Source organism: Amaricoccus sp. (assembly GCF_047602525.1).
Taxonomy (GTDB): Bacteria; Pseudomonadota; Alphaproteobacteria; order Rhodobacterales; family Rhodobacteraceae; genus Amaricoccus.
This window is the reverse complement of the sequence record NZ_JASGHB010000001.1, coordinates 2905330-2930591: the sequence shown is the minus strand read 5'-3', so window position 1 is coordinate 2930591 and position 25262 is coordinate 2905330. Positions and strand designations below refer to the sequence as shown.

The window sequence follows — 25262 nt, the reverse complement described above, 5'->3', positions numbered from 1 at the left end:
TGACGCGGCGATCTAGTGCTTGAGGCACAAGCCTCTGGCCAATACAGAATTGCCCAGTGCTGGTTCTGGTGCTCACACCGCGTGCAAGTAGCAAGGGGCGGGTGCCGGACAAATAAGCGGGCTTCGAGAATCTCGGCGCGCCACGTTTGTGGCGTGTTGTTTGGGAATAATCTCCGATCCGTCTGAAGGTCGGCCTCCCTGCTCGGAAACGCCCCGAGAAGACTAAAGGGACATGTGTAATGACTACGTACTATGTGGCTACCAGTGGTAGCAACTCTGGTAATGGCAGCTCGTCGTCGCCCTGGAAGACTATCTCGAAGGCGATGCAGGCAAATCTGAAACCAGGCGATGAAGTGATCGTTCGGGCGGGCACATACCACGAGTCGGTTCGGATCAGTAAGAGCGGCAATGCCGGCGACTACATCACGATCAAGTCTGAAAAGCCGGGCGCGGCAAAGATCGTCGCGACCGATAGCTACGGCGTCCACATTCAGGGCGACTATGTGAAGCTGGACGGCTTTGACGTCTCGAATGCCAAGGCGGCGGGCATCACCGCGAACCTCGTGCATCACGTCGAAATCACCGACAACAATGTCCACGACAACCAGCGGCACGGCATTTCGGTCAATCGCTCTGAGTTCGTCACGATCGAGGGCAACGTCACCCACGACAATGCCAGCGCCGGGTTCTACTCGGGCATCTCGGTGTTCCACCCGGAGAACGTGACGGGCGATCACTCGTCGAAGGGCTTCCGCATCATCGTCCGCGGCAATATCTCGTATGATAACGTGACGAAGACCGGGCCGCACAGCGACGGCAACGGCATCATCCTCGATGACTTCCGCGGCACCAAGAACGGCACGCCCTACCTCTACGCGTCGCTGGTCGAAAACAATCTGGTCTACAGCAACGGCGGCAAGGGCATCCAGATCGCGTGGACCGACTATGTGACGGTGCGTAACAACACGGCGTGGCAGAACAACGTCGACTCCAAGAAGACCGGCACGTGGCACGGCGAGCTCAGCAACATGAACTCGAGCCACAACACCTGGGTCAACAATATCGCCGTGACGGATCCCGATATCAGCGGGTACAATACGGCGATCGACAATACGTCGTTCAGCGGTTACACGAACTCCGACAACATCTGGAAGAACAATCTGACGTACAATGGTACGTCAGGAGATGAACTCGGTGCGCACGACCGGGTCGAACGCAACGCTCAAGGCGTCCGATGGCAACCTGCTCGGGGTAAATCCGAACTTCATTTCGGCGCCCAGCAATTTCGAGCTGTCGAGCGGCTCGCCGGCGATCGACGCAGGCACCAAGGCCTACGGCTACTACGCGGTCAGCCTCGACAGCGGCACCCGGGTCGGGGCGATCGACATCGGCGCCTACGAGGCGAACGGCACCACGGCCAAGTCGAGCACCTCGACCTCGGCCTCGGCCTCGGCCGATGTCAGCACGTCGGCCAGCACCTCGACGGCAGACGCGTCGAGCGACACGACGGTGAGCAAGACCGGCACCGAGAAGGCCGACGTCCTGACCGGCACCAGCGGCGCCGACACCCTGAGCGGCCTTGGTGGCAACGACACCCTGAACGGCGGCGCCGGCAAGGACGTGCTCCATGGCGGTGCCGGAGCCGACAAGCTCAACGGCGGCGCGGGTGCCGACATCCTGCACGGTGGGGCGGGCAAGGACATCCTCGTCGGCGGCGCCGGCGGCGACACCTTCCTGTTCAAGACGGCGGCGGAAGCGGCGGGCGATCAGAATCCGCGGTTTCTCCCACGCGCAGGGCGACAAGATCGACCTCAGCGACATCGACGCCGATATCGGCGTCAAGGGCGATCAGGCCTTCTCATACCTCGGGGCCAAGGCGTTCTCCGGCGATGCGGGCGAGCTGCGCTATGCGCACGGGCACATCTACGGCGACACCAACGGCGACAAGATTGCCGATTTCGCCATCGACATCACGAACGACCACGCCCTGAAGGCCGTCGACTTCATCCTCTGACCCACGGCTCCGCCACGAGTGGCGGCGCACTCCTAGAGCGGCGCGCAGGCTCCAGCCAGCCAGCGCGCCGTTTCCGTGTCGACGAGCGGCGACAGCGCCGTCAGCACCCGGGCGTGATAGGCATCGAGCCAGGCGCGCTCTCGCGCGTCGAGCAGCCGCGCGTCGACGAGGCGCCGGTCGATCGGCGCCAGCGTCAGCGTCTCGAAGCCCAGCATCGGCCGCTCGCCTCCCTCCGGCGTTTCTGGCGGGCGCACGATGACGAGGTTTTCCGTGCGGATGCCGAACGCGCCGTCGCGGTAGTATCCGGGCTCCACCGACAGGATCATGCCGGGCAGCAGCGGCTCGATTCCGCGGCGGGACAGGTTCTGCGGGCCTTCGTGGACGCCGAGATACGCCCCGACGCCGTGGCCGGTGCCGTGGTCGTAGTCGAGCCCGGCCTGCCAGAGGGGCGCGCGGGCGATCGCGTCGATGTCACGGCCGGCCAGCCCCTGCGGCCAGCGGGCGCGGCTCATGGCGATGACGCCCTTCAGCACCAGGGTAAACGGGCGGATCGCCTCGGCCGGCACCGGGCCGACGGCGACGGTGCGGGTGATGTCGGTGGTGCCGTCGAGATACTGCCCGCCGGAGTCGACGAGCAGAAGCTCGCCCGGCGCGACGACGCGGTTCGACGCCTCGGTGACGCGGTAATGCACGATCGCGCCGTTCGGCCCGGCGCCGCAGATCGTTTCGAACGAGATGTCCCGCAGGGCGCCGGTCGCGGCGCGGATCTTCCTCGAGCCGGCGCACCACGTCGATCTCGGTCAGGCCGCCCTCGGGCGCGGTCAGCGCCAGCCAGGCGAGAAACTGCGCGAAGGCGGCGCCATCGCGCAGGTGCGCCGCGCGGGTGCCGGCCAGCTCGGCATCGGTCTTCTGAGCCTTGGGCAGGATGCAGGGGTCGCGCTCGCGCACCGCTTCGGCCTGCCCCGCGGCATCGAGCCGGTCGATCACCCAGACCGGAGCGGTCGCGGGATCGACGGCCACCCGGCCGCGCAGCCGGTCGAGCGCCGCGCCGAAGTCGGGCTCCGGCGCGACACGCACCTCCGGGCCCAGGGCGGCGCGCACCTCCGGCCCGAGCTTTTCCGGCGCGGTGAACAGGTCCACGGCGGCGTCGGCGTGCAGGATGGCGAAGGCGAGCGGCACCGGCGTTCGCGCGATGTCGCTGCCCCGGACGTTGAGCAGCCAGGCGATCGAGTCCGGCAGGGTCAGGACCGCTGCGGCGAGGTCGCGTGCGGCGAGATCGTGCGCGATGCTGCCGCGCTTGTCGGCCGAGGTGCGGCCGGCGAGCGCCTCCGGCTGCGCGACGATCGGCCGGGCGGGCGGCGCCGGCTGGTCGTGCCAAACCGCGTCGACGAGGTTCGCGATCGCGGCGAGGCCGAGTTGTCGCGGCCCGAGCTTTTCGCCCAGCTCGGTGATCTCGCGCGCGGTGTGCAACCACGGGTCATAGCCGACGCGCCCACCCTGCGGCAGGGCCTCGGCCAACCAGTCGGCGGCGGTATCCTCCGGGATGCGCCGGGTCTCGAACACGCCCGTGTCGACCTGCCCCCCCACCTGCAGGCGATAGCGCCCGTCCACGAACACCACGGCGCGGTCGCGGGTGACGATGGCAAAGCCGGCGGAGCCGGTGAACCCGGTCAGCCACGCCAGCCGCTCGTCGCGCGGCGCCACGTTCTCGCCCTGGTGCGCGTCGGCGCGGGGGACGAGAAAGGCGTCGACCCCCGCCGCCGCCATGGCATCGCGAAGGGCCGCGACCCGCGCGGCCCCCGTTTCGGGCGTGGTGCGCCGCGCGAAATCCTGCAGCATGAGAGGCGTCCTTCGGCTGTCGTCTTGCTCCGGTGTTACCGACCGCCGAGGCCGCTGGTCAATGGAGCGATGCCTGCTCCCGGCTCAGCCCGCCAGCTTGCCCCCCCGGATCAGCTGGTGGATGAAGCGCAGCTTCTCGATCACCGGCGGGGTCAGCGCGAAGGGATAGAGGTCGGGCTGGCCCATGCTGCGGTTGAGGCTGTTCAGAGCCACCGACAGCGGCAACCACGCGTCGATCAGCTTGTCGAAGTTGCGCGTGCGGTAAGGGTCGAACTTCACCTCGACCACGGTATCGGGATCGTCGCTCACGTCGGGCTCGATCGCGACGCCGAAGCTCTCGGCGGTGTCGAGGGTGTCGACGATGTGCAGGTAGTGCGTCCAGGTCTCGGCAAAGTCCTCCCACGGGTGCATCGTGGCGTAGGAGCTGATGAAGCTCTCCTGCCAGTTGTCCGGCGCGCCGTTCTGGTAGTGGGTCTGCAGTGCCTGCTGGTAGTCGAGGCTCTCGTCGCCGAAGACCGCGCGGGACGCGTCGATCCGGCCGCCGTCGCGCACCAGCAGGTCCCAGTAGAAATGCCCGATCTCGTGGCGCATGTGGCCGAGCAGCGTGCGGTACGGCTCGCCCAGCTCGACCCGGCGCTTCTCGCGCTCGGCCGAATCCGCTTCGGCGATGTTGAGCGTGATGAGCCCTTCGTCATGGCCGGTCAGCACCGGGGCGCTCGGATCGGAATCGGCGAGGAAGTCGAAGGCAAGGCCGTTCGGTGCGCCCTCTGCGCGGCTCGGGATCGGCAGGCCGAAGCGTTTCAGGGCGTAGACCAGCCGGCGCTTCGCCACCTCGATGTCGCGCCACTGCTCGGCGTGGGCGGGATTCGAGATGTCGGGGATGGTGCGATTGAGGCTGCACGACGGGCAATAGAGCGTCTCGCCGTCCGCCGGCACCAGCCAGTTGCAGGCGCCGAGGGCCCAGTTGTCGCAGTAGCGCCACAGCCGGTTGTCGGCCATGGCGCGCCAGGCGCCGTCCTCGTTGGTGAGCGCGGTCAGCTCGAGCGTCTCGGGGATCAGGCCGAGCGAGCTGCCGCAGCGCATGCAGACCGAGTTCTCGAAGTGCAGCAGCTGCCCGCAGTTCTGGCAGGTGGAAATTCGCATGGTCGCTCCGAATCTGAGCCGGGGCCGGACGCTCCGGTGGCGAGCGACGGACGCGGCGGTATGGCGGGGGGCCGGTCGGCCCGTGAGCGAAACGTGCGGAGGCGGAAAGGGCTGCACTGTGCGGCGCACAAATATTTCCGCGCCGCAGTCCTCGCTAGCGGGCGGCGCGCGGCCCGAAGATCAGCCAGGCGATGAAGCCCACCAGCGGCAGGAACAGGATGGCGAGCACCCAGATCACCTTCGAGCCGGTGCCGGCGTTGGAGCCGATGACCGAAATCAGCGCCCAGATGTCGAGTGCGAGCAGAATGAGGCCGCCAAGGCCGATTCCAGAGATCATGCTATCCTCCTGTCCCGGCAGCAAATGCGCGAGGTTCCATCCGGTTCCATCAGGCTCCCGCCCTACGCGCGCCGGCGTCCGCGCGCGCTGCGACCCTGCCGGATCGGATCGTTGTCGAAGAGCGCGGCGAGCTGTTCCGTCATTGCCCCGGCCAGCTGCTCCACGTCGGTGATCGTCACCGCGCGCGAGTAGTACCGCGTGACGTCGTGGCCAATGCCGATGGCGATCAGCTCCGCCAGCCGGCGCCGCTCGATCATGGCGATGACGTCGCGCAGGTGCTTCTCGAGATAGTTCGCCGGATTGACCGACAGGGTTGAATCGTCGACCGGCGCCCCGTCGGAGATCACCATCAGCACCCGCCGCGCCTCGGGCCGCGCGAGTAGGCGGCGGTGCGCCCACTCCAGCGCCTCGCCGTCGATGTTCTCCTTGAGCAGCCCTTCCTTCATCATCAGGCCGAGGTTCGGCCGGGCCCGCCGCCACGGGGCATCCGCCGACTTGTAGACGATATGCCGCAGGTCGTTGAGCCGCCCCGGTGCCGCCGGCCGCTGCGCGGCGAGCCAGCTCTCGCGGCTCTGGCCGCCCTTCCACGCGCGGGTGGTGAAGCCGAGGATCTCGACCTTCACCTGGCAGCGCTCCAGCGTGCGCGCCAGCACGTCCGCCGAGATCGCGGCGATCGAGATCGGCCGCCCGCGCATCGAGCCGGAGTTGTCGAGCAGCAGCGTCACCACCGTGTCGCGGAAATCCGTGTCACGCTCCATCTTGAAGCTGAGCGGCGTCATCGGGTTCGCCACCACGCGGGCGAGGCGGCCGGCGTCGAGCGTGCCCTCCTCGAGATCGAAGTCCCACGCGCGGCTCTGCTGCGCCTGCAACCGGCGCTGCAGCCGGTTGGCGAGGCGCGACACCGCGCCCTTCAGCGGCTCGAGCTGCTGGTCGAGATAGGCGCGCAGCCGGTCGAGCTCCTGTGCGTCGGCCAGATCCTCGGCGGCGATCTCCTCGTCAAAGCGCGTGGTGTAGACCTTGTAGCCGGGATCGGCGTCGGAATGCGGCGGCGGCGGGCGCATGTCCGGCGCCTCGCTGTCCTCGACCTCCATTTCCTCAGCCATGTCCGCGTCGTCGGACTGGTCGAGCGCCGCGGCCAGCTCCTGCTGCTCGTCCCGCTTGTCGGAGGGGGTGTCCTCGGCGGAGCTGTCCTCCTCGTCGTCGCTCTCCGCGTCGCCGCCCTGCTGCTGCTCCTGTTCGGCGGCGTCGTCGCCCTCGTCCCGCTCCTCGTCTTCGTCGAGGTCGGGGTCCTCGCCCAGCTCCGCGCCATAGCCGAGGTCGTCGATCACCTGCCGGGCGAAGCGCGCGAAAGCCTGCTGGTCGTCGAGCACCGATTCGAGGCCGGCGAACGTCGAGCCCGCCTGTGCATCGAGGCGGTCGCGCCACAGCTGCATCACGTTCTCGGCGCCCTTGGGCAGGGAGCGCCCCGTCGCAAGTGCCCGCACGAGATAGCCCGCCGCCTGCGACAGCGGCGCCTGCTTGGGGTCGGTGATCTCGGCATAGCCGAGGCGCCGTGCCTCCTCGGCGATCTTGGCGTCGATGTTGCCCGCCGTGCCCGGCATGGCCCGCGCGCCCATCGCCTCGCAGCGGGCGGTCTCCATCGCTTCGAACAGCGCTGCCGCCGTCTCGCCCTGTGGCGCATACCGGCGGTGGGTGGTGTTGTCGTGATAGCGCAGGCGCAGCGCGATGGCGTCGGCGGTGCCGCGCGCCAGCAGCACCTCGTCGCGCGTCATCCGCCGGGTGATCTGCGGCAGCCGCACGTTGCCGGAGGAATACCCCGGCGGGTCGACCGAGAACGCCACGGTCAGCTCGCGCTCGCCCGCCATCGCGCGGGTCGCCTCGGCCAACGCCTTCTTGAACGGATCGGCGGGATTGTCGCTCGGCTTGCTCATGCGTCCGGAGAAATCATGCGGCCCCGGCCAAGGCAAGTCCCCGGCCGGAGCAACGATGCGCCGATGGCAGCGTGGCGGGCCCGGGGGCCGTCACTTTGCCGGAATGCGCAGCACCTGGCCGGGATAGATCTTGTCGGGATCCTTCAGCATCGGCTTGTTCGCCTCGAAGATCTCCTTGTAGCGCGCACCGCTCCCAAGGGTCTTCTCGGAGATCTTCCAGAGCGTGTCGCCCTTGACCACCGTATGGAACACCGGCTCCGCCGCATCCGGCGCCTCGATCGAATCCTCGACCTTGGCCACGCCCGCGACATTGCCGGTGGCGAGGATGATCTTCTCCCGCTCCTCCTGCGTCGCGGCGCGGCCGGAGACCTTCACCGTATCGCCCTCGACAGTGACGTTCAGCCCGTCCGCCTTGAGGCCGAGATCCTCGATCTCCTTCTTGAGCGCGTCGGGGGTGGGGGGCGTCGGCTCCTTCGCCTCCGCCTCGCCGATCCCGAGCGCCTTGCCGGCGCTCTTGACGAAATCCCAGAGTCCCATGGTTTTCTCCTGCTGTCGGTCAGGAGAGGAACGCCGAACCAGTCGGGAAGTTCAAGGCCGCGTCAGCCGAGGCTGACGCTCACCGCGCTCTCGGGCAGTTCCTTGTCGAAGCAGCGCTGGTAGAACTCCGCCACCGTCTGCCGCTCCAGCTCGTCGCACTTGTTGAGGAACGTCAGCCGGAACGCGAAGCCCACGTCGCCGAAGATCCGTGCGTTCTCGGCCCAGGCGAGAACGGTGCGCGGCGACATGACGGTGGAGAGATCGCCGTTCATGAACGCGGCCCGCGACAGGTCGGCGACCGTCACCATGCGGCTCACGGTCTTGCGGCCCTCGGCGGTGTCGTAGGACGGATACTTGGCCAGCACGATCGCCTGTTCGTTGTCGTGGCCGAGATAGTTCAGCGTCACCACCATGGACCAGCGGTCCATCTGGCCCTGATTGATCTGCTGCGTGCCGTGGTAGAGCCCGGTGGTGTCGCCGAGACCGACCGTGTTCGCGGTGGCGAACAGGCGGAAGTACGGATGCGGCCGGATCACCTTGTTCTGGTCGAGCAGCGTCAGCTTGCCGTCGACCTCCAGAACCCGCTGGATCACGAACATCACGTCCGGCCGGCCGGCGTCGTACTCGTCGAAGCAGATCGCCACCGGGTTGCGCAGCGCCCAGGGCAGGATGCCCTCCTGGAATTCCGTCACCTGCATCCCGTCGCGCAGCTTGATCGCATCCTTGCCGATCAGGTCGATCCGGCTGATGTGGCTGTCGAGGTTGACCCGGACGCAGGGCCAGTTGAGCCGCGCCGCCACCTGCTCGATATGGGTCGACTTGCCAGTGCCGTGATAGCCCTGGATCATCACCCGCCGGTTGTGGGCAAAGCCCGCGAGGATCGCCAGCGTGGTGTCCCGGTCGAACTGGTAGGTCGGGTCGCGGTCGGGCACGCGATCGCTCGGCTCGGCAAAGCCCTTGACCGTCAGGTCGACGTCGATCCCGAACGTCTCGCGCACGTCGATATCGACCGTCGGTTGCGCGTCCCTGTCCAGTCCACCGTCAGCCATGCCAGTCCCTCCCGGAACGCGCCCTCGCACCCCATCGGCCCGCGTTTTGTCGCAATTGCGAGGCCGATGCAAGGCGCAGGCAGATCGGGAGCCCTCCGGCCTGCGCTTCTCTATTGCGGTCAATTCCGGGAGGCCCGGAGACGGTTCGACCCGTCGCCGCGCTGTCTCTTGTCTTTAGGCCTTCAGCCGCGGCCGTCCAGCGCTCTACCGCCCCCGCGCGATCTTCTGCGCCCGGGGGTAGAGGGCGGCGAAGCGGGCGCGGATGACCAGGGTGAACAGCGCCACGGCGCCGAGCTGGTGCAGGATCGACAGCGACAGCGGTGCCGCGTGCATCACCGTGGCAATGCCGAGCGCCACCTGCACCGCCAGCATCGCCAGCATCGCGGCGAAGGCGCCGCGCATCGCCACCATCGAGCTCGACCGGCTGCGCAGGAACGCGAGCAGGCCGACGATCACCAGCAGGTAGGCGACGAGCCGGTGGTTGAACTGCACGAGGCCGGGGTTGTCGAGGAAGTTCGACCAGGCCGGCGTCAGGTTGAAGGCGGTGGAGGGGAACAGCTCGCCCCCCATCAGCGGCCAGTCGGTATAGTTTCGGCCGGCGTCGATGCCGGCGACCAGCGCGCCGAGCACGACCTGGACGAAGACCAGCGCCACCAGCACCGTGCCCCAGCGCATCAGCCCCTCATTGCGCTGGCGGCGGGCCTGCAGCAGCTCGGCCTCGGGCCGGCCGAGGCGCAGGACATACCACGCGATCAGCCCGAGGATCACGAACGCGATGCCGAGATGCACCGCCAGACGGTAGGAGGCGACGCTCCACATGCCGGTCTGCAACCCGGAGCTGACCATCCACCAGCCGATCGCGCCCTGAATGCCGCCGAGCACGCCGAGGCCGAGCAGGCGGGGTGTCCAGCCCGGCGGGATCTGCCGCCGCGCGAGGAACCACAGGAAGCCCGCCGCCCAGACGGCGCCGATCGCGCGGCCGAGCTGCCGGTGGCCCCACTCCCACCAGTAGATCGACTTGAACGCCTCGATCGTCATCCCCTCGTTCAGCTCGGCATACTGCGGGCTGGCCTTGTACTTGTCGAACTCCGCCTGCCACGCCGCGGCGTCCGTCGGCGGCAGCGCGCCCGAGACCGGGTTCCATTCGGTGATCGACAGGCCCGAGTCGGTGAGCCGCGTCAGCCCGCCGACCGCGATCATCGCGACCAGCAGCGCGAACAGGATCGACAGCCAGACGGCGATGGCGCGCCGGGGATAGGTTGGCGCCGCCGGCCTGACCGCGGCGGGCGGCGTCGGGCCCTGCGCGCCCACGTCCTCGAAGATGCTGCGGGATTTGGCCATGCGCGCCTCCGGTTTCGGTCGCGATGTAGGCGCCGGGCGCCGGGCCGGCAAGCGGGATTACTTGCGGCCGCGGACCTTCTCGGCCAGCGCCCGGACGACGCCGTGCAGCGTGCGGACGTCGATGTCCGTCAGCGGTGCCCGGCGCAGCAGGTTGTCGAGGTTCGCCACCATGCTCGGCCGCTTCTCCTCGGGATAGAAGAAGCCGACCGTGTCGAGGCGCTCGACCAGATGCTCCAGCAGCCGGTCCACCTCGACGCCTGTCGCGCCGCGCGCGCCGGCCAGCCGGTGCTCCGGCACGGGCACGCCCGCCGACCGCTGCCACTCGTAGGCGACGAGCAGCACGCACTGGGCGAGGTTCAGCGAGCTGTAGGCCGGATTGGTCGGCACCGAGATCACCGCATTGGCCCGAACCACGTCGGCATTCTCGAGCCCGGCCCGCTCCGGCCCGAACAGGATGCCGACCCGCTCGCCGGCGGCCGCGAGCGCGCGGGCCTCGGCCATGGCTGCCTCCGGGCTCATCACCTGCTTGGTCATCGCCCGGTCGCGCGCGGTGGTGGCATAGACCCGGGTCAGGTCGGCGCAGGCTTCCGCCGTGCTCGCGGCCACGCTCACCCGGTCGAGCACGCAGGTCGCCCCGCTCGCCATCGCCTCGGCCCGGGGATTCGGCCAGCCATCGCGCGGCGCGACCAGACGCATCCGGTCGAGGCCGAAATTCCACATCGCCCGCGCCGCGGCACCGATGTTCTCGCCCATCTGCGGGCCGACGAGGATGAATGCGGGCTGCGCGGATTCGTCAGGGTCTGCGTCGCTCGTCACTGATCCCCTCCTGATCGCGGCGGCGGGGTGATACGCCGGCATGGCCGGCGGGGCAAGGCGGGCGGACCTCCGGCCCGTCAGGCGGCAATGCGCCAGCGGGCGACGTAGCTCTTGGGAACGACAAGCTTCTCGGTATAGATCTCGCACCCCCGAAACAGGGCCGCCACGTCGCGGCGTTCCTGAGCGCTGCACTGGCGATAGGCGGCCAACGGCGAAACCCGGAGCGCCGCGGCCTGGAGCGGCCGTCCGAGCCAATGCACGATCGGCAGGTGGAAGTGCGGTTCGACGGGAAACTCCAGGGCCGGAGTCTCGGATCCAGCCGGTCCGCCCGACGCGCCGGACCTCTCGTGCCATCGCTTCGATGTCGGGCCATTCGCCGACGTGCTCGATCACGGCGTTGGGATGGACGAGATCGACCGAGGCGCCGGCGAAGTCGACGAGCCGGCGCGCGTCGCCGGTGCGATGTTCGAACAGGTCCTGCGGCAGCCCGTTGGGGGCGGCCTCTCCGGAAAACTCGCCTTCCGACGTATTGACGATGATGATCCGGGAAATGCCCTCGATGCCGACATTTGCCCAGTATTCGGCGCGGCCGCCGACGTCGAGAACCTCGATCTCACGGCCCAGAACGCGTGCGGTTTCAAGAATCTGCGATCGGAGTATCTTGCCCCTCTGTGCCCGGAACCGATTGACGGACGGGTTGAGGCCGAACAATGCGCCGCTCCCTCATCACAAATGCGAGATCTACAGTGATTTCAATCCAATACGCCGGGCTTGCCAGGGCGGCAGCCAAGGGCGCGACGGCGAGGCAGGGAGGCCGGGCCGTGTCCTAGAGGCCGCAGGTGGGGTGTCGTTGCGGCTTCCGCGCAGCACTCATGCTCGCTTTGCGTGTATATCGAGCGGATTCTGTAGGTATACGATCGCTTGATCGTGCGAACCGGCATGAATCCGCTTGAAGGATTAAATCATCATCCGTCCGCTTGTGGCAGTCTATGGCGCATTTTAAACCAGTCGTCGCGCCCCGCTCTTAAACCGGCGACGGTTTGTTAAGGGACAGTTGCGTCAATCGGGATGTCATCCCGCAGGCGCGACCGCGAGGGGCACTGAAGAAGTGGCCGAAGGCTGCCGGTTGCGACCCCCGCGGGCCGCGATCCGGGCGCGCTGTCTCTTTGCGCGATCCAGGAAAGGAATCAGGTCGGTAGCATCCCGCTTCCGGCGCAGTTCAAGTGTTGCCCAGAAGGCAACGATTAAGTTGTGCATTAAGTACGTCAACGTACTTATGCGTAACTAGAGGGAACGGAGAGAACAATGACCACGTATTACGTTGCGACGACTGGCAGCGACAACGCGGCGGGAAGCTCCAGCGCACCTTGGAAGACGCTGAACAAGGCGATGTCGGCCTCGCTGAAGGCCGGTGACGAGGTGGTTGTACGGTCCGGCACCTACAACGAGACCATGACCATCCAGAAGAGCGGCAGCGCCAGCGGCTACATCACCATCCGCTCCGAGGTCGAAGGCGGGGCCAAGATCGTTGCCTCGGGCAGCAACAACGGCATCAACATCGCCGCCAACTACGTGAAGGTCGAAGGGTTCGACGTCACCGGCGCGAACAGCCATGGGATCATGGCGAACAACGTTCATCACACGCAGGTGCTGAACAATACGGTTCACGGCGCCGGCGCCTCTGGCATCCAGTATAACTATTCCGATTTCATCACGATCGAAGGCAATACGACCTACGATAACGCCAGCGATGGCTGGTATTCGGGGATTTCCGTCTACGAGAACCGGAATATCACCGGAGACACGTCCTCCGGTATCCGGACGTTTATCCGCAACAACGTCTCGCACGACAACGTAACGACGTCCGGCGGCCACAGCGACGGCAACGGCATCATTCTCGACGATTTCCAGAGCACCCAGAACAGCAGCTACAAGGCGTACACCTACGGCGCGCTGGTCGAGGGCAATCTCGTCTACTCCAACGGCGGCAAGGGTATCGCGGTGCACTGGAGCGACTACGTGACCGCCCGGAACAACACGGCGTGGCACAACAACCTCGACAACCAGAACGCGGCGACGTGGCGCGGCGAGTACAGCAACCAGGACTCGAACAACAACACGTGGGTCAACAACATCGCCGTTGCGGACCCGACCCGGAATTCCAACAACGTTGCGATCGGCGACTACGGCGACAACAGCAACGTCAAGTGGATCAATAACCTCACGTACAACGGCACCGCCGGCAAGGCGTCGGTCAACACCGACGGCGGCAACACCGGCCCCACGGCGGCCAACGGCAACCTGCTCGGGGTCGATCCGAAGTTCGTCGACGCCGCCAGCGGCAACTTCCACCTCTCCAGCAGCTCGCCGGCCGTCAACAAGGGCAGCAGCGCCTACGGCCTGGCTTCGGTCGACCTCGACGGCGGCTCGCGGGTCGTCGGCTCGGTCGATCTCGGCGCCTACGAGCTTGGCACCACGACCGGCTCCACCAACCACGCGCCGGTGGCGACGGACGACAGCGGCTTCTCCACCAGCCGCGGGACGCCGGTCACGATCACCGCGGCGAGCCTGCTCTCCAACGACACCGACCAGGACGGCGACAGCCTCACGCTGTCGGCGGTGAGCGGCGCGGCGAACGGCACGGTCGCGCTCAACAGCGCCGGGAACGTGGTCTTCACGCCGACCGCCGGCTTCACCGGCACCGCGAGCTTCACCTACACGGTGAAGGACCCGGCCGGCCTCACCGATACCGGCAAGGCGTCGATCATCGTCAGCTCGACCGGCACCACGACAGGTTCGTCCTACAGCCTGTGGAGCGCCTCGGCCAAGCCGTCGATCATCACCGACGACGATCAGGCCGCCGTCGAACTCGGGGTGAAGTTCAAGGCCTCGGTCAGCGGCCAGATCACCGCCATCCGCTACTACAAGGGCCCGGAGAACGACGGCACCCACACGGCGAACCTGTTCTCGAGCAGCGGCAAGAAGCTCGCCACCGCGACCTTCAGCAACGAGACCGCCTCGGGCTGGCAGGAGGTGAAGCTCTCCGCGCCGGTCACGATCACCGCCGGCCAGACCTATGTCGCCGCCTACCACGCGCCGACCGGCGAGTATTCCGCCAGTCTCAACTACTTCGGCAGCTCGCTCAGCAACGGGCCGCTGACCGCGATGAGCGGCGTCTACAAGTACGGCGGCGCGGGCTCGTTCCCGAACCAGACCTACCAGTCGTCGAACTACTGGGTCGACGTCGTGTTCAAGGCCGCGACCAGCACCTCGGCCTCGGCGACGGCCACGGCCACGGCCACCGCGGTCTCCACCACCGCGGCGGCGTCGGAGGCGGTCGACCACGCCACCCTGACCCTCCATGGCACCGCCAACGCCGATATCCTGCGCGGCGGCGACGGTGACGACCGTCTGGTCGGGGCGGGCGGCAACGACCATCTGTTCGGCGAGGGCGGCAACGACGTGCTGCGCGGCGGCCCGGGCAAGGACATCCTCGTCGGCGGCGCCGATGCGGATACCTTCGTGTTCGGCAAGGCCACCGTCGGCGGGACCGGGGTCGACACGATCCGGGACTTCTCGCACGCCGAGGGCGACCTGATCGACCTCTCCGAGATCGACGCGAACGCCGGCAGGGCCGGGGATCAGGCCTTCCACCTGATCGGCAGCCATGCCTTCTCCGGCGACGCGGGAGAGCTGCGCTATGCCGGCGGCGAGCTGCACGGCGACGTGGATGGCGACGGCATCGCCGACTTCTCGATCGCGGTGGCCGGCGTGACAAAGCTCGTCGCCGCCGACTTCCTGCTCTGACCGCTCCGGGACGCGTCCACCGCGACGCGTCCCGACCTCCGGCGGCGGATTGACCGCGCCGCCCCGGCGCCCCAAGGTTCGGGCCACGTCCCGCAACGCAGGCGCACCTTGGCAGCCCCCCGATCCTCCCTCGCCGACCTCAACGACCGCAGCCGCGAGGTCTTCCGCCGGCTGGTCGAGACCTACCTCGAGACCGGCGAGCCGGTCGGCTCCCGCACACTCGCCCGCCGCCTCTCCGAAGGCGTCTCGGCCGCCACGATCCGCAACGTCATGCAGGATCTCGAGCACCTCGGCCTGCTCGACAGCCCGCACATCTCCGCCGGCCGGCTGCCGACCCAGCTCGGGCTGCGCCTGTTCGTCGACGGCATCCTCGAGGTCGGCGACGTCTCCGGCAGCGAGCGGACGGAGATCGAGCGCTCGCTGACCAAGGGCGACGCAGACCTGCCCGGCATCCTCGATCGCGCGGCCGACATGCTCTCCGGCCTCACCCACGGCGCCAGCCTCGTGCTCGCTCCCAAGACCGAAGCGCCGATCCGTCACATCGAGTTCGTCTCGCTCGGCCCCGACCGTGCGCTCGTCGTGCTGGTCACGGCCGACGGCCAGGTCGAGAACCGCGTGTTCACCCCGCCGCTCGGCCTCACCCCCTCGGCGATGCGCCAGGCGGCGAACTTTCTCAACGCCATCCTGCAGGGCCGCACGCTCGGCGAGATGCGCGGCGTGGTGGTGGCCGAGATCGCCCGCCGCCGCGCCGAACTCGACGAGCTGTCCCGCGCGCTGGTCGAGACCGGGGCGGCCCTCTGGGAAAGCGATTCGGACGGCGGCCGCGACCGGCTGATCGTCCACGGCCGCTCGCACCTGCTTGACGGCACCGCCGACGCCGGCCAGCTCGAGCGCATCCGCGAGCTGTTCGACGACCTCGAGCGCAAGCGCGACCTCGCCCAGCTCCTCGACCTGACCGAGGAGGGCGCGGGGGTGCGCGTCTTCATCGGCTCGGAGAACAAGCTTTTCTCACTTTCGGGTTCCTCTCTGGTCGTGTCTCCCTATATGAATGCCGACCGCAAGATTATCGGGGCGGTGGGGGTGATCGGGCCGACCCGGCTGAACTACGGCCGGATCGTGCCGATCGTGGACTACACCGCCCAGCTGGTGGGCCGGCTGGTATCGGGCCGTGGCTAGAGAGGACGCGATGGCGAAGAGCAAGAACAGGCATGACCTGATGGAGGAGATCGACGGCGACCCGTTCCTCGACGATCCCGAGGCCGAGGCGACCGACGACGAGATCACCGACGAGGCGATCGCCAACGACGAGGCGAGCGTGCTGCGCGCCGAGATCGCCGACCTGAAGGACCGCCTGCTGCGCGCGCTGGCCGACACCGAGAACCTGCGCAAGCGCGCCGAGCGCGACCGGCGCGACGCCGAACTCTACGGTGCCACCCGCTTCGCGCGCGACATGCTGTCGCTGCACGACAACCTCGACCGCGCGCTCGACAACGTCACCGACGCCGTGCGCGAGGCCGCGCCGGGCCTCGTCGAAGGGCTCGAGCTGACGCGGCGCGAGCTGCTGAACGCCTTCGAGCGCAACAAGATCCAGCCGGTCGAGCCAAGGCCCGGCGACCGCTTCGACCCGAAGCTGCATCAGGCGATGTTCGAGGCGCCGGTGCCCGGCACCAAGGCCGGCGACATCATCCAGGTGATGAGCCCGGGCTTCACCATCGCCGACCGGCTGCTGCGCCCCGCACAGGTCGGCGTCTCGGCCGGCGGCCCGGCGATGCCCTCCGCATGAGCGACTTCGTGATCGCGCCGTCGCCCGTCGCCGCGCTGCCGGTGCAGGGCGGCGGCCGCTTCCCGGTGCGGCGGGTCTACTGCATCGGCCGCAACTACGCGGCGCACGCGGTCGAGATGGGCCACGACCCGAACCGTGAGCCGCCGTTCTTCTTCCAGAAGAACCCCGACAACCTCGACCCCTCGGGCAGCTTTCCGTACCCGGGCCAGAGCGCCGACGTCCACCACGAGGTCGAACTGGCCGTCGCGCTGGGGCAGGGCGGCGCCGACATCCCGCTCGAAAGCGCGCTCGCCCACGTCTGGGGCTATGCCGTTGCCCTCGACATGACCCGCCGCGACGTGCAGGACGAGGCGAAGCGGCTGAAGCGCCCGTGGGACACCTCGAAGGCGTTCGAGCACTCCGCCCCGATCGGCCCGCTGGTGCCGGCGGCGGGCTTCGACCCGTCGAAGGGCGCGATCAGCCTCGCGGTCAACGACGAGGTGCGGCAGTCGGGCGACCTCGACCAGATGATCTGGAAGGTGCCGGAGATGATCGCCTATCTCTCGACGTGGTTCACCCTCGCCCCGGGCGATGTGATCCTGTCGGGCACGCCCGCCGGCGTCGGCCCGGTGGTGCGGGGCGACCGGATGGCGGCGCGCATCGCCGGCCTGCCGCCGCTCGACGTGCGCGTGGTGTGAGCGACACGGCCCCGGACCGGACGCGCTCGCTCGCCCGGGTCCGCGCCTGGGCGACCGGCATCCTGATCCTGCTCGCGGGGGTCTTCGTCGCAACCCACCTCTGGGGCGGCGACGCGTCGTGGGTGCGCCTCGTCCGCGCCATGGCCGAGGCCGGCATGGTCGGCGGCCTCGCCGACTGGTTCGCCGTCGAGGCGCTGTTCCGCCACCCCCTCGGCCTGCCGATCCCGCACACCGCGCTGCTCCGGCGCAACCAGGCGCGGGCGGCGCAGAACGTCGGGCGCTTCTTCGAGACGCATTTCCTCGAGCCCGCCGCGCTTTCGGCCCGCGTCCGCCGCGCCGAGCCGGCGAGCCGCCTGTCGGTCTGGCTGGCCGAGCCCGAGAACACCCGGCTCGTCGCGGGACAGCTCGTCGCGCTCGCGGGCAACGTGCTCGCGACCGAGCCCTCGCCCCGGGCGCTGGCGCAGGTTCGCGCGTGGGCCCGTGGCCGGGTGGCCGAGGCGAGCCCGGAGGCCGACGCGGCGCTCGCCGCCGGCATCGCCCGGCTGGTCAAGGACGGCGTGCGCAGTCCGCTGGTCGACGAGGTGGTCTCCCTGCTCCGCCGCAGCGTCGAGGACGGGCGCGAGACCGCGGTCAGCCTGGTGCGCGACCGCAGCCGCTGGTGGATCCACTCGAGCGTCGACCGCCGGGTGGCGGCGATGGCGGTCGAGGGCGTGCTCTCCCTGCTCGACGAACTCTCCTCCGGCCAATCCGACCTGCGCCGCCGCTTCGAGGGCGCGTTCGATCAGGTGATCGAGCGCCTGCTGACCGAAGGCACCCTCGCGCGCGCGGTCGGCGACGCCCGCCGCCATGTCGCGGCCTCGGGCGCGCTCGACGAACTGATGGGACAGATGGCCGCCACCGCGCGGCAGCGTCTCGCCGAACGCATCGCCGCCGACCCGGACGGGATGGCCGAGCCCGTCGCGGTCATCCTCGGCAGCCTCGCGCGCAGCATCGCCGAGGACCGCGCCGCCGCCGACCGCCTCGACGAGCGGCTTGCCGGGCTGGCGGGCCACGTCGTCGGCGTCTTCCGCCCGCAGCTCGGCGGCTACGTCGCCGAGGTCATCGCCGGCTGGAAGCCCGATGAGCTGATCGCCCGCTTCGAGGCCGAGCTTGGGCCGGACCTGCAGTTCATCCGCATCAACGGCGCCGTCCTCGGCGCGCTGATCGGCGGCGTCCTTTTCGCCATCGGCGCCGCCCTCGGCAGCCCCTGACCGCCGGCGGCGGGCACCCCGCGCCGCTCCGCCGGGTGCGACCGACAGGTCTTCATACGGCCTTGAAACCTGGAGAGCAGCCGGTTTTCCGGCAACAGCCGGACAGCAGGGCAAGGAAACACGGCGCGCGACCCGCGCGCACCTCCGTGGCCGCAAAGGCGGCCTCCCCGGCCGGCAGCCCGCGCGACTCCGCCCGGGATCACCCGCCCGCCGCGCGCGCCGCGCCCGGGATCGCCGCCACCAGCGCGCGGGTATAGGGCGTCTGCGGGCGCCCGAGCACGTCCGCCGTGCTGCCGAACTCGACCAGCTTCCCCGCCTGCATCACCGCGACCTGATCGCAGATCTGGCTCGCCACCCGCAGGTCGTGGGTGATGAAGATCATCGCGATCCGCGTTTCCCGCTGGATTTCGTCCAGCAGCTCCAGGATCTGCGCCTGGATCGACACGTCGAGCGCCGACACCGCCTCGTCGGCGATCAGCAGCAGCGGGTCGAACATCAGCGCCCGCGCGATCCCCACCCGCTGCCGCTGCCCGCCGGAGAACTCGTGCGGATAGCGCTCGAAGGCACTCGGCTGCAGCCCGACCCGGTCGAGCAGCCGCAGCGCCCGCGCCCGCGCGTCCGCGACCGACATGCCGTGGGCGACCGGCCCCACGGTCAGGATCCGCCCGATGGTGTGCCGCGGGTTGAGCGAGGCGAACGGGTCCTGAAACACCATCTGGATGTGCGGCCGCCGGGTGCGGAACGCGGCCTCGCCCATCGGCGCCACATCCTCGCCGTCGAAGACGATCCGGCCCGCGTCGCTGTCGATCAGCTTCATCACCAGCCGGCCCAGGGTGGATTTTCCCGACCCGGACTCGCCGACGACGCCCACCGTCTCGCCCTTGCGGACCGCGAAGCTCACGTCGTCGACGGCACGGACCTCGCGCACCTTGCCGAACAGGCTGCCCGACGCCTGGTAGGTCTTGCAGAGCCCCTCGATCGACAGGACCACCGGCCCACCCGCCGCGCCGGCCCGCGCCGCGCCGTCGCGCATCTTCGGCACCGCGGCCAGCAGCCGCCGGGTATAGGGCGCGCGCGGCTGCACCAGCACCTCCGCCGCCGGCCCCTGCTCGACCAGATGGCCCTTTTCCATGACGATCACGTGGTCGGCAATGTCGGCCACCACGCCGAAATCGTGGGTGATGAACATCACCGCCATCTGCTTGCGCCGCTGCAGCCGGTGGATCAGCTCGAGGATCTGCGCCTGCGTCGTCACGTCGAGCGCCGTGGTCGGCTCGTCGGCGATCAGCACGTCGGGATCGAGCGCCAGCGCCATGGCGATCATCACCCGCTGCCGCTGCCCGCCGGATAGGCGGAACGGATACTGCTCGGCCATCAGCGCGGGGTCGGGCAGGCCGACCTCGGTCAGCAGCTCGACGACACGGCCCCGCCGGTCCCGGGGCGCGGCGTCGGGATGGGCGTCCATCACCTCGGCGATCTGCTCGCCCACCGTCATCAGCGGGTTCAGCGCCGACAGCGGGTCCTGGAAGATGATCGAGACGATCCGGCCGTAGATCCCGCGCCGCTCCGCCGGCCGGAGGCTCAGGAGTTCGCGACCGCGCAGCCGGATCGAGCCCGACGCGATGCTGAGCGTCGAGGGCAGCAGGCCCATGATCGCGTTCGCCGTCACCGACTTGCCCGACCCCGACTCGCCGACGATGCAGAGCACCTTGCCGCCCGTGAGCTCGAAGCTGACGCCCTCGACCGCGTGCGCCCGGTCCATCTCCTTTGGCAGCGCCACCGTCAGGTTCTCGACGACGAGGACGGGATCCTCCATGCGCGTCTCCTCAGGCGTGGGGTGGCAGCGGCGCGCCGCTGGTCTTGGCCGCCAGCCAGTCCTTGGCGCGGAAGTAGCGCAGGCTCAGCTTCGGGCCGACGGTCATGTAGAGCGGCGCCGCCTTCAGCGGCTCGACCCGGAGCGACAGGTCCTTGTCCGGCACGCCCATCGCCCACTCGCTCAGGATGCCGCCGAGCATCGAGCCGGTGGGCACGCCCCGCCCCGACAGCCCGGTCATCGCGGCCACCCCGGGTGCGAGGCCGTAGAGCCGCGGCACGGTCTTCTGCTGCATGTCGAGTTCGCCCCACCACAGGTAGTCCCAGCGGATCTCGCCGCGGATCTGCGGGTGCAGCCATTTCAGCCGGTCGGTCATCACCCGCGCGGTATAGGCCGGGTCGACGCCGCGTTGGCCCATCGGGAACATCGACGCGACGATCCGCCCCTCGCGGTTGTACTTGTAGACGTAGATGTCGCCCCGTCCGTCGTGCATCGTGGTGTTGCGCGGCAGGACGGTCGCCCGCGTCTCCGGGTCGAGCGGCTGGGTGGCGGCGACGAACACCCGCAGGATACGGAAGGTCTGGTCGAGCTTCGGCCAGCCGCCGACGGTGTAGGCGCCGGTGGTGAACAGGACCTTTTCCGCCAGCACGGCGCCCCGCGCCGTCTCGACCCGCCAGCGCGCGCCGTCGCGGCGGCAGCCGGTGACGGCGGACTGGGCATAGAGGCGGACGCCCTCCTGCATCGCCGCGCGCGCGAGGCCGCGGGAATAGCCGAGCGGGTTCAGGTGCCCGCCCTCCTCGTGGACCCAGCCGCCGAGGAACCGCGGCGAGCCGGTGATCGCCTCCGCCTCGCCCGGCTCGACGTAGCGGGTCCGGGCGCCGACGGCGTTGTAGGTCGCGACCTTGGCCTTCAGCTCGCCGATGTGGCCCGGGACGAGCGCCCCCATGAAATAGCCGTTCTGCTGCCACTCGCAGTTGATCTGGTAGTCCCGGATCATTGCCGAGACCTTGTCGTTGGCCCGCGTCTGGCGCGCGATCAGCCGCTCCGCCCACGGCTCGCCCAGCATCTTGCGCAGATGTGGCAGCGAGTAGTGGGTGAAGGTCGGCGTGCAGTGCCCGGCGTTGCGGCCAGAGCCGCCGAAGCCCGGCTCCTCCGCCTCGAGCAACGCCACCGAGACGCCCTTCTTCGCCAGCTCCAGCGCCGTCGTCATGCCGCTGTAGCCCGCGCCGACCACGCAGACGTCGGCGATCACCGTCTCGTCGAGCGTGCCATAGGCCGGTGCGGGCGTTGCCGTGGCGTGCCAGAGGGTCGTCTCGAAGGGGGAGAAGCGGGTGGGTGAAAAGCTTGGCATGTCTCTCAGCTCAGGTCGCTGCGGGCGTCGAGGGCGTCCCGGAGGCCGTCGCCGACGAAGTTGAATCCGGTGACGGCCAGCGTGATCGCGACGCCGGGCACGATGGCGAGCCAGGGCGCCGTCGCGAGATACTGCTGCGCGCCGTTCAGCATGTTGCCCCAGGACGGCAGCGGCGGCTGGATGCCGTAGCCGAGGAACGAGATGTAGGCTTCCAGCAGGATCGCGTTGGCAATGGTCAGCGTGGCCGAGACGATGATCGGCCCCGCGACGTTCGGCAGCATCTCGCGGAACATGATGTGGGAGGACGAGAGCCCGAGCATCCGGGCGGCGAGGATGAAGTCGCGATCGCGCAAGGACCGGACCTCGGCCTCGACCACGCGGGCCACCTGCATCCAGCTCGTCACCGCGATGATGACGGTGATCATGAACGGGCTCGGCTTCACGAACGCCGCCAGCGTCAGCAGCAGGAAGATCGCGGGGAACGACAGGAACCCGTCGACGATGCGCATCAGCGCCACGCCGAGCCGGCCGCCGTGGTAGCCGGCGACGACGCCGACGACGGTTCCGACCACGGTGGAGATCACCATCGCCATGAAGCCGACCATGAGCGACACCCGGCCCGCCATGAACAGCCGCGCCGCGATGTCGCGACCGAGCGGGTCGGTGCCGAAGATATGCGCCCCGGTCATCGGCGGCGCGAAGCGGGCGCGCAGGTCGATGTAGAGCTGATCGTAGGGCAGGAGCCACGGCCCGACGATGCAGGCGAGCGTCAGCACCACGATGATGACGAGCCCGACCACGGCGAGGCGATGCCGCAGGAAGCGGCGCAGCGTCCGGTTTCGCGGCGGGGCGGCGGCGGGAACGGGCCGCGGCATGTCGGTCATCGCGCGCCCCTCATGCCAGCCGGATGCGGGGATCGACGAAGGCGGTGACGAGGTCCGCCGCGAGGTTGCCGATGATGACGAGGATCGCCGAGAACATCAGCAGCCCCATGATGACCGGGTAGTCGGAGTAGCCGAGGCTGTCGAGGAACAGCCGCCCCATGCCCGGCCAGGTGAACACCGTTTCCGTCACCAGCGCGCCGCCGAGGAGCGTGGGGAGTTGCAGGCCCGCAAGGGTGATCATCGGGATGAGGGCATTGCCGACGACATGCTTCATCAGCACCCGGCGGGGCGAGAGGCCCTTGGCGCGGGCGGTCTTGACGAAATCCTGGTTGATGACCTCGAGCGTCGCGGTGCGCATGTAGCGGCTCCAGATCGCGACGTTGACGAGGGCGAGCACCATCGACGGCATGATGAGGTGGTGCAGGTAGTCGAGCACCGACTGGTCGCCGATCGTGTACATGTTGCCGGCGGGCAGCCAGCCGAGGCGGAGCGAGAAGAGGTAGATCGCCACGAGCCCGAACCAGAAGGTCGGGATCGAGAGCGCCACCATCGCGCCCACGGTGGCGGCATAGTCGAAGATCGAATACCGCTTCACCGCCCCCTTGATCCCGATCCACGTGCCGAGTGCGACGGCAATGGCAGTGGAGCTGCCCATCAGCAGCAGGGTGGCGAACAGGTGGCCGCCGATGATCTCGAGCACCGGCCGCCCGTCGCGGAACGACTTGCCCCAGTCGCCGCGCACCAGCCCCCAGAGCCAATCCGCGTATTGCACGAGGATCGGCCGGTCGAGGCCCATCTGCGCGGCGATCTTGTCGAGCTCCGCCTTGCTGATGCCGGGGGTGAGCGCGAACTGCGACATCGGGCCGCCGGGGGCCAGCATCAGCACCGAGAAGCCGATCAGCGAGACGATGAAGAGCAGCACGAGACTCTGGCCGAGGCGGCCCATCAGGAAGCGGAGCATCTTCGGAAACTCCCGTCAGGAGGGGAGGGGCCCAGCGGTCGCCGCCAGGCCCCGGCGGCTCAGGCCCAGCGCCAGGTGTTGACGTTCCAGCTGTCGATGCGGACGTTCACGTTCGGCGTCAGCCCCTCGACCCCCGCCTTGGTGCCCGGCAGCACCGTGTACTGGAACATCGGCAGGAACGGCAGCTCGTCGCGGGCGATCTCCTGCAGCTTCAGGTAGGGCACCTTGCGGTCCTCGGGGACGAAGATCCGCGCGCCCTCGGCCAGCAGCTCGTCCACCTGCTCGTTCCTCCACTGGAAGGTGTTCTGGCCGCCGCCGCCCTGCGCCGGGATCGCCTTGGAGCTGAAATAGTCCGAGGTGTCCGGGTCCGGGCCGGTCAGGAAGGCGATGCCGACGATGACGCTGTCGAACTGCGACATCATCCAGTAGTCGCCCCACATCACCGCCGGCGGCAGGTTGTTGATGGTCATCTCGACGCCGATCTCGGCGTAGGTCTGCTGGATGAACTGCTGTGCCTGCTCGCGCAGGTGGTTGCCGGCCGTCGTCGAGTTGGTGAACGACAGGCGCACCCCGTCCTTGGCCCGGATGCCGTCCGCGCCCTTGGCCCAGCCGGCTTCGTCGAGAATGGCGTTGGCCTTGTCCACGGAGAACTCGTGCTTGGGCAGGTCGGGGTTATGGAAGAACGACTGCTGCGGCATGTAGCTCTCGGTCGGCAGCGGCAGGCCGTAATAGAGCGCGTCGATCAGCGTGTCCTTGTCGAGCGCGGCATAGAGCGCTTGGCGCACGGCCTTGTCCTGGAACTGCGGCTTGCCCAGGTTGAGGCCGATCGATTCCACCATCGGGTTTGGCGCCTTGATAACCACCCGGTCGGCGAGCGCCTTGGCCTCCTCGTAGTGGTCCGCGGTGATCCACTGCAGGCCGATGACGTCGATGTCGCCGGTCTTGAACTGGGTGTAGAGCACCGTCAGGTCGGGGATGTACTTGATGATGAGCTTTTCGAGATACGGCCCCTCGCCGAAGTAGTCGGTGTTCGCCGCCATCTCGATGTAGTCGCCGGCGACGCGGTTCACCCACTTGAACGGCCCGGTGCCGATCGGCGCGTTGTTGAACGGCACGTCGTTCAGGTCCGCCGCACCGTCGAAGGCGTGCTTCGGCACGATGAAGGTCGAGGCGAGGATCGAGATATAGGGGGCGTAGGGCGAGGCCATCGTCCAGGTGATCTCGGTCGGCGAGACCACGGTCAGGTCCTTGACCAGCTCATGCCCGGCGCGGCGCCAGCTGCGGAAGTCGGGGTTGACCAAGAGCTCGATCGAGAATTTCACGTCCTCGGTGGTGAACGGCGTGCCGTCGTGCCACTTCACGTCGTCTCGCAGCTTCACCTTCCACTGGAGGCCGTCCGCCGAGATGCCGCCGTTCTCCACCGTCGGCACCTCGGCCGCGAGCAGCGGATAGAACTTGCCGGCCTCGTCGACGCCGAACAGCGGGTCGAAGATCGCGAAGTAGACGCCTTCGTCCACCTCGATGTGCAGCAGGTGCGGGTTGAAGACCGTGGGCTCCTGCGAAAGGCCGAGCACGATCTGGCCCTTGGGCGCGGCGTCCTGCGCGAAGGCGCGGGTGCCGAACGCCTGCGGGATGACGAGCCCGGCGGCGCCGAGGCCGAACAGCCCGAGCGTCTGGCGCCGGGTGGGGCGGAATGAGGCAGGCACGTCAGTCATCGGAAGAACCCCCT

At 68.9% G+C, this 25262-nt stretch carries 18 protein-coding genes and 4 pseudogenes; 7 read left to right on the top strand and 15 right to left on the bottom strand.

The features are described from left to right. Nucleotides 1-239: 239 nt before the first annotated feature. Both QM699_RS15020 and QM699_RS15015 read left to right on the top strand, forming a co-directional pair. Nucleotides 240-695: pseudogene (locus QM699_RS15020) on the top strand (right-handed parallel beta-helix repeat-containing protein); the annotation flags it as partial. 475 nt (nt 696-1170) lie between these two features. Next, nucleotides 1171-1683 (top strand): annotated as a pseudogene (locus tag QM699_RS15015) (calcium-binding protein); the annotation flags it as partial. 363 nt (nt 1684-2046) lie between these two features. Here the strand turns inward: QM699_RS15015 and QM699_RS15010 are convergent. The 10 genes and pseudogenes from QM699_RS15010 to QM699_RS14965 form a co-directional block, all read right to left on the bottom strand. After that, entirely contained in the window at nt 2047-2736 is a 690-nt protein-coding gene (locus QM699_RS15010) for a M24 family metallopeptidase (protein ID WP_415012767.1), read from the bottom strand. A 232-nt stretch (nt 2737-2968) separates the two neighbouring features. Continuing rightward, nucleotides 2969-3781: pseudogene (locus QM699_RS15005) on the bottom strand (aminopeptidase P family N-terminal domain-containing protein); the annotation flags it as partial. A gap of 156 nt (nt 3782-3937) precedes the next feature. Then, on the bottom strand, nt 3938-4996 hold the full coding sequence (locus tag QM699_RS15000; RefSeq protein WP_415011884.1) for a putative zinc-binding metallopeptidase: 1059 nt from the start codon (nt 4994-4996) through the stop codon (nt 3938-3940). A gap of 154 nt (nt 4997-5150) precedes the next feature. After that, nucleotides 5151-5333 (bottom strand): PLD nuclease N-terminal domain-containing protein, encoded by a 183-nt coding sequence (locus QM699_RS14995; protein ID WP_415011883.1) that lies wholly within the window; start codon nt 5331-5333, stop codon nt 5151-5153. Nucleotides 5334-5395: 62 nt separating this feature from the next. Continuing rightward, the gene (cobT, locus tag QM699_RS14990) at nt 5396-7264 is read right to left on the bottom strand and encodes a cobaltochelatase subunit CobT (RefSeq protein WP_415011882.1); all 1869 of its coding nucleotides are present in this window, start codon (nt 7262-7264) and stop codon (nt 5396-5398) included. A 90-nt stretch (nt 7265-7354) separates the two neighbouring features. Continuing rightward, complete coding sequence (lysM, locus tag QM699_RS14985; RefSeq protein ID WP_415011881.1) at nt 7355-7801, bottom strand: peptidoglycan-binding protein LysM; 447 nt, start codon at nt 7799-7801, stop codon at nt 7355-7357. Nucleotides 7802-7863: 62 nt separating this feature from the next. Continuing rightward, nucleotides 7864-8850, bottom strand: coding sequence for a cobaltochelatase subunit CobS (gene cobS / locus QM699_RS14980; RefSeq protein WP_415011880.1), 987 nt, complete (start codon nt 8848-8850; stop codon nt 7864-7866). 204 nt (nt 8851-9054) lie between these two features. Further along, a complete protein-coding gene (gene ctaA / locus QM699_RS14975; RefSeq protein ID WP_415011879.1) occupies nt 9055-10191 on the bottom strand; it encodes a heme A synthase in 1137 nt (378 codons plus the stop codon). Between the two features lie 57 nt (nt 10192-10248). Then, on the bottom strand, nt 10249-11049 hold the full coding sequence (locus tag QM699_RS14970) for an RNA methyltransferase (RefSeq protein WP_415012766.1): 801 nt from the start codon (nt 11047-11049) through the stop codon (nt 10249-10251). 336 nt (nt 11050-11385) lie between these two features. Beyond that, a pseudogene (locus tag QM699_RS14965) lies at nt 11386-11718 on the bottom strand (hypothetical protein); the annotation flags it as partial. 594 nt (nt 11719-12312) lie between these two features. Here QM699_RS14965 and QM699_RS14960 point away from each other — a divergent pair. From QM699_RS14960 to QM699_RS14940, 5 genes are all read left to right on the top strand, one after another. After that, complete coding sequence (locus QM699_RS14960) at nt 12313-14814, top strand: DUF4082 domain-containing protein (RefSeq protein WP_415011878.1); 2502 nt, start codon at nt 12313-12315, stop codon at nt 14812-14814. Nucleotides 14815-14922: 108 nt separating this feature from the next. Continuing rightward, nucleotides 14923-15990, top strand: coding sequence for a heat-inducible transcriptional repressor HrcA (gene hrcA / locus QM699_RS14955; RefSeq protein ID WP_415011877.1), 1068 nt, complete (start codon nt 14923-14925; stop codon nt 15988-15990). A gap of 40 nt (nt 15991-16030) precedes the next feature. Beyond that, nucleotides 16031-16597 carry a nucleotide exchange factor GrpE gene (gene grpE, locus QM699_RS14950; RefSeq protein WP_415012765.1) on the top strand — a complete coding sequence of 189 codons (567 nt, stop codon included), beginning with the start codon at nt 16031-16033 and terminating at the stop codon, nt 16595-16597. After that, nucleotides 16594-17274: a fumarylacetoacetate hydrolase family protein gene (locus QM699_RS14945; RefSeq protein ID WP_415011876.1), complete on the top strand. Its 681-nt coding sequence runs from the start codon at nt 16594-16596 to the stop codon at nt 17272-17274. The genes grpE and QM699_RS14945 overlap by 4 nt, the downstream gene beginning before the upstream one ends. Then, complete coding sequence (locus QM699_RS14940; protein ID WP_415011875.1) at nt 17271-18524, top strand: DUF445 domain-containing protein; 1254 nt, start codon at nt 17271-17273, stop codon at nt 18522-18524. Before QM699_RS14945 ends, QM699_RS14940 begins: the two co-directional genes overlap by 4 nt. 199 nt (nt 18525-18723) lie before the next feature. Here the strand turns inward: QM699_RS14940 and QM699_RS14935 are convergent, their stop codons facing one another. From QM699_RS14935 to QM699_RS14915, 5 genes are read right to left on the bottom strand one after another with little or no spacing between them, the layout of a single operon-like run. Then, nucleotides 18724-20340, bottom strand: a complete 1617-nt coding sequence (locus QM699_RS14935; protein ID WP_415011874.1) for an ABC transporter ATP-binding protein — start codon at nt 20338-20340, stop codon at nt 18724-18726. 10 nt (nt 20341-20350) lie between these two features. Then, nucleotides 20351-21688 (bottom strand): NAD(P)/FAD-dependent oxidoreductase, encoded by a 1338-nt coding sequence (locus tag QM699_RS14930; protein WP_415011873.1) that lies wholly within the window; start codon nt 21686-21688, stop codon nt 20351-20353. A gap of 5 nt (nt 21689-21693) precedes the next feature. Further along, the gene (locus tag QM699_RS14925; RefSeq protein ID WP_415011872.1) at nt 21694-22572 is read right to left on the bottom strand and encodes an ABC transporter permease; all 879 of its coding nucleotides are present in this window, start codon (nt 22570-22572) and stop codon (nt 21694-21696) included. Between the two features lie 10 nt (nt 22573-22582). Continuing rightward, nucleotides 22583-23533 carry an ABC transporter permease gene (locus QM699_RS14920; RefSeq protein ID WP_415011871.1) on the bottom strand — a complete coding sequence of 317 codons (951 nt, stop codon included), beginning with the start codon at nt 23531-23533 and terminating at the stop codon, nt 22583-22585. 59 nt (nt 23534-23592) lie between these two features. Further along, nucleotides 23593-25248 (bottom strand): peptide ABC transporter substrate-binding protein, encoded by a 1656-nt coding sequence (locus QM699_RS14915; RefSeq protein WP_415011870.1) that lies wholly within the window; start codon nt 25246-25248, stop codon nt 23593-23595. Between the last annotated feature and the right edge of the window lie 14 nt (nt 25249-25262).

Coding starts and splice junctions, on each gene's coding strand:
- QM699_RS15000 (WP_415011884.1), bottom strand. CDS start 4,996: ATGCGAATTTCCACCTGCCAGAACTGCGGGCAGCTGCTGCACTTCGAG.
- QM699_RS14995 (WP_415011883.1), bottom strand. CDS start 5,333: ATGATCTCTGGAATCGGCCTTGGCGGCCTCATTCTGCTCGCACTCGAC.
- cobT (WP_415011882.1), bottom strand. CDS start 7,264: ATGAGCAAGCCGAGCGACAATCCCGCCGATCCGTTCAAGAAGGCGTTG.
- lysM (WP_415011881.1), bottom strand. CDS start 7,801: ATGGGACTCTGGGATTTCGTCAAGAGCGCCGGCAAGGCGCTCGGGATC.
- cobS (WP_415011880.1), bottom strand. CDS start 8,850: ATGGCTGACGGTGGACTGGACAGGGACGCGCAACCGACGGTCGATATC.
- ctaA (WP_415011879.1), bottom strand. CDS start 10,191: ATGGCCAAATCCCGCAGCATCTTCGAGGACGTGGGCGCGCAGGGCCCG.
- QM699_RS14970 (WP_415012766.1), bottom strand. CDS start 11,049: ATGCCGGCGTATCACCCCGCCGCCGCGATCAGGAGGGGATCAGTGACG.
- QM699_RS14960 (WP_415011878.1), top strand. CDS start 12,313: ATGACCACGTATTACGTTGCGACGACTGGCAGCGACAACGCGGCGGGA.
- grpE (WP_415012765.1), top strand. CDS start 16,031: ATGGAGGAGATCGACGGCGACCCGTTCCTCGACGATCCCGAGGCCGAG.
- QM699_RS14945 (WP_415011876.1), top strand. CDS start 16,594: ATGAGCGACTTCGTGATCGCGCCGTCGCCCGTCGCCGCGCTGCCGGTG.
- QM699_RS14935 (WP_415011874.1), bottom strand. CDS start 20,340: ATGGAGGATCCCGTCCTCGTCGTCGAGAACCTGACGGTGGCGCTGCCA.
- QM699_RS14930 (WP_415011873.1), bottom strand. CDS start 21,688: ATGCCAAGCTTTTCACCCACCCGCTTCTCCCCCTTCGAGACGACCCTC.
- QM699_RS14925 (WP_415011872.1), bottom strand. CDS start 22,572: ATGACCGACATGCCGCGGCCCGTTCCCGCCGCCGCCCCGCCGCGAAAC.
- QM699_RS14920 (WP_415011871.1), bottom strand. CDS start 23,533: ATGCTCCGCTTCCTGATGGGCCGCCTCGGCCAGAGTCTCGTGCTGCTC.
- QM699_RS14915 (WP_415011870.1), bottom strand. CDS start 25,248: ATGACTGACGTGCCTGCCTCATTCCGCCCCACCCGGCGCCAGACGCTC.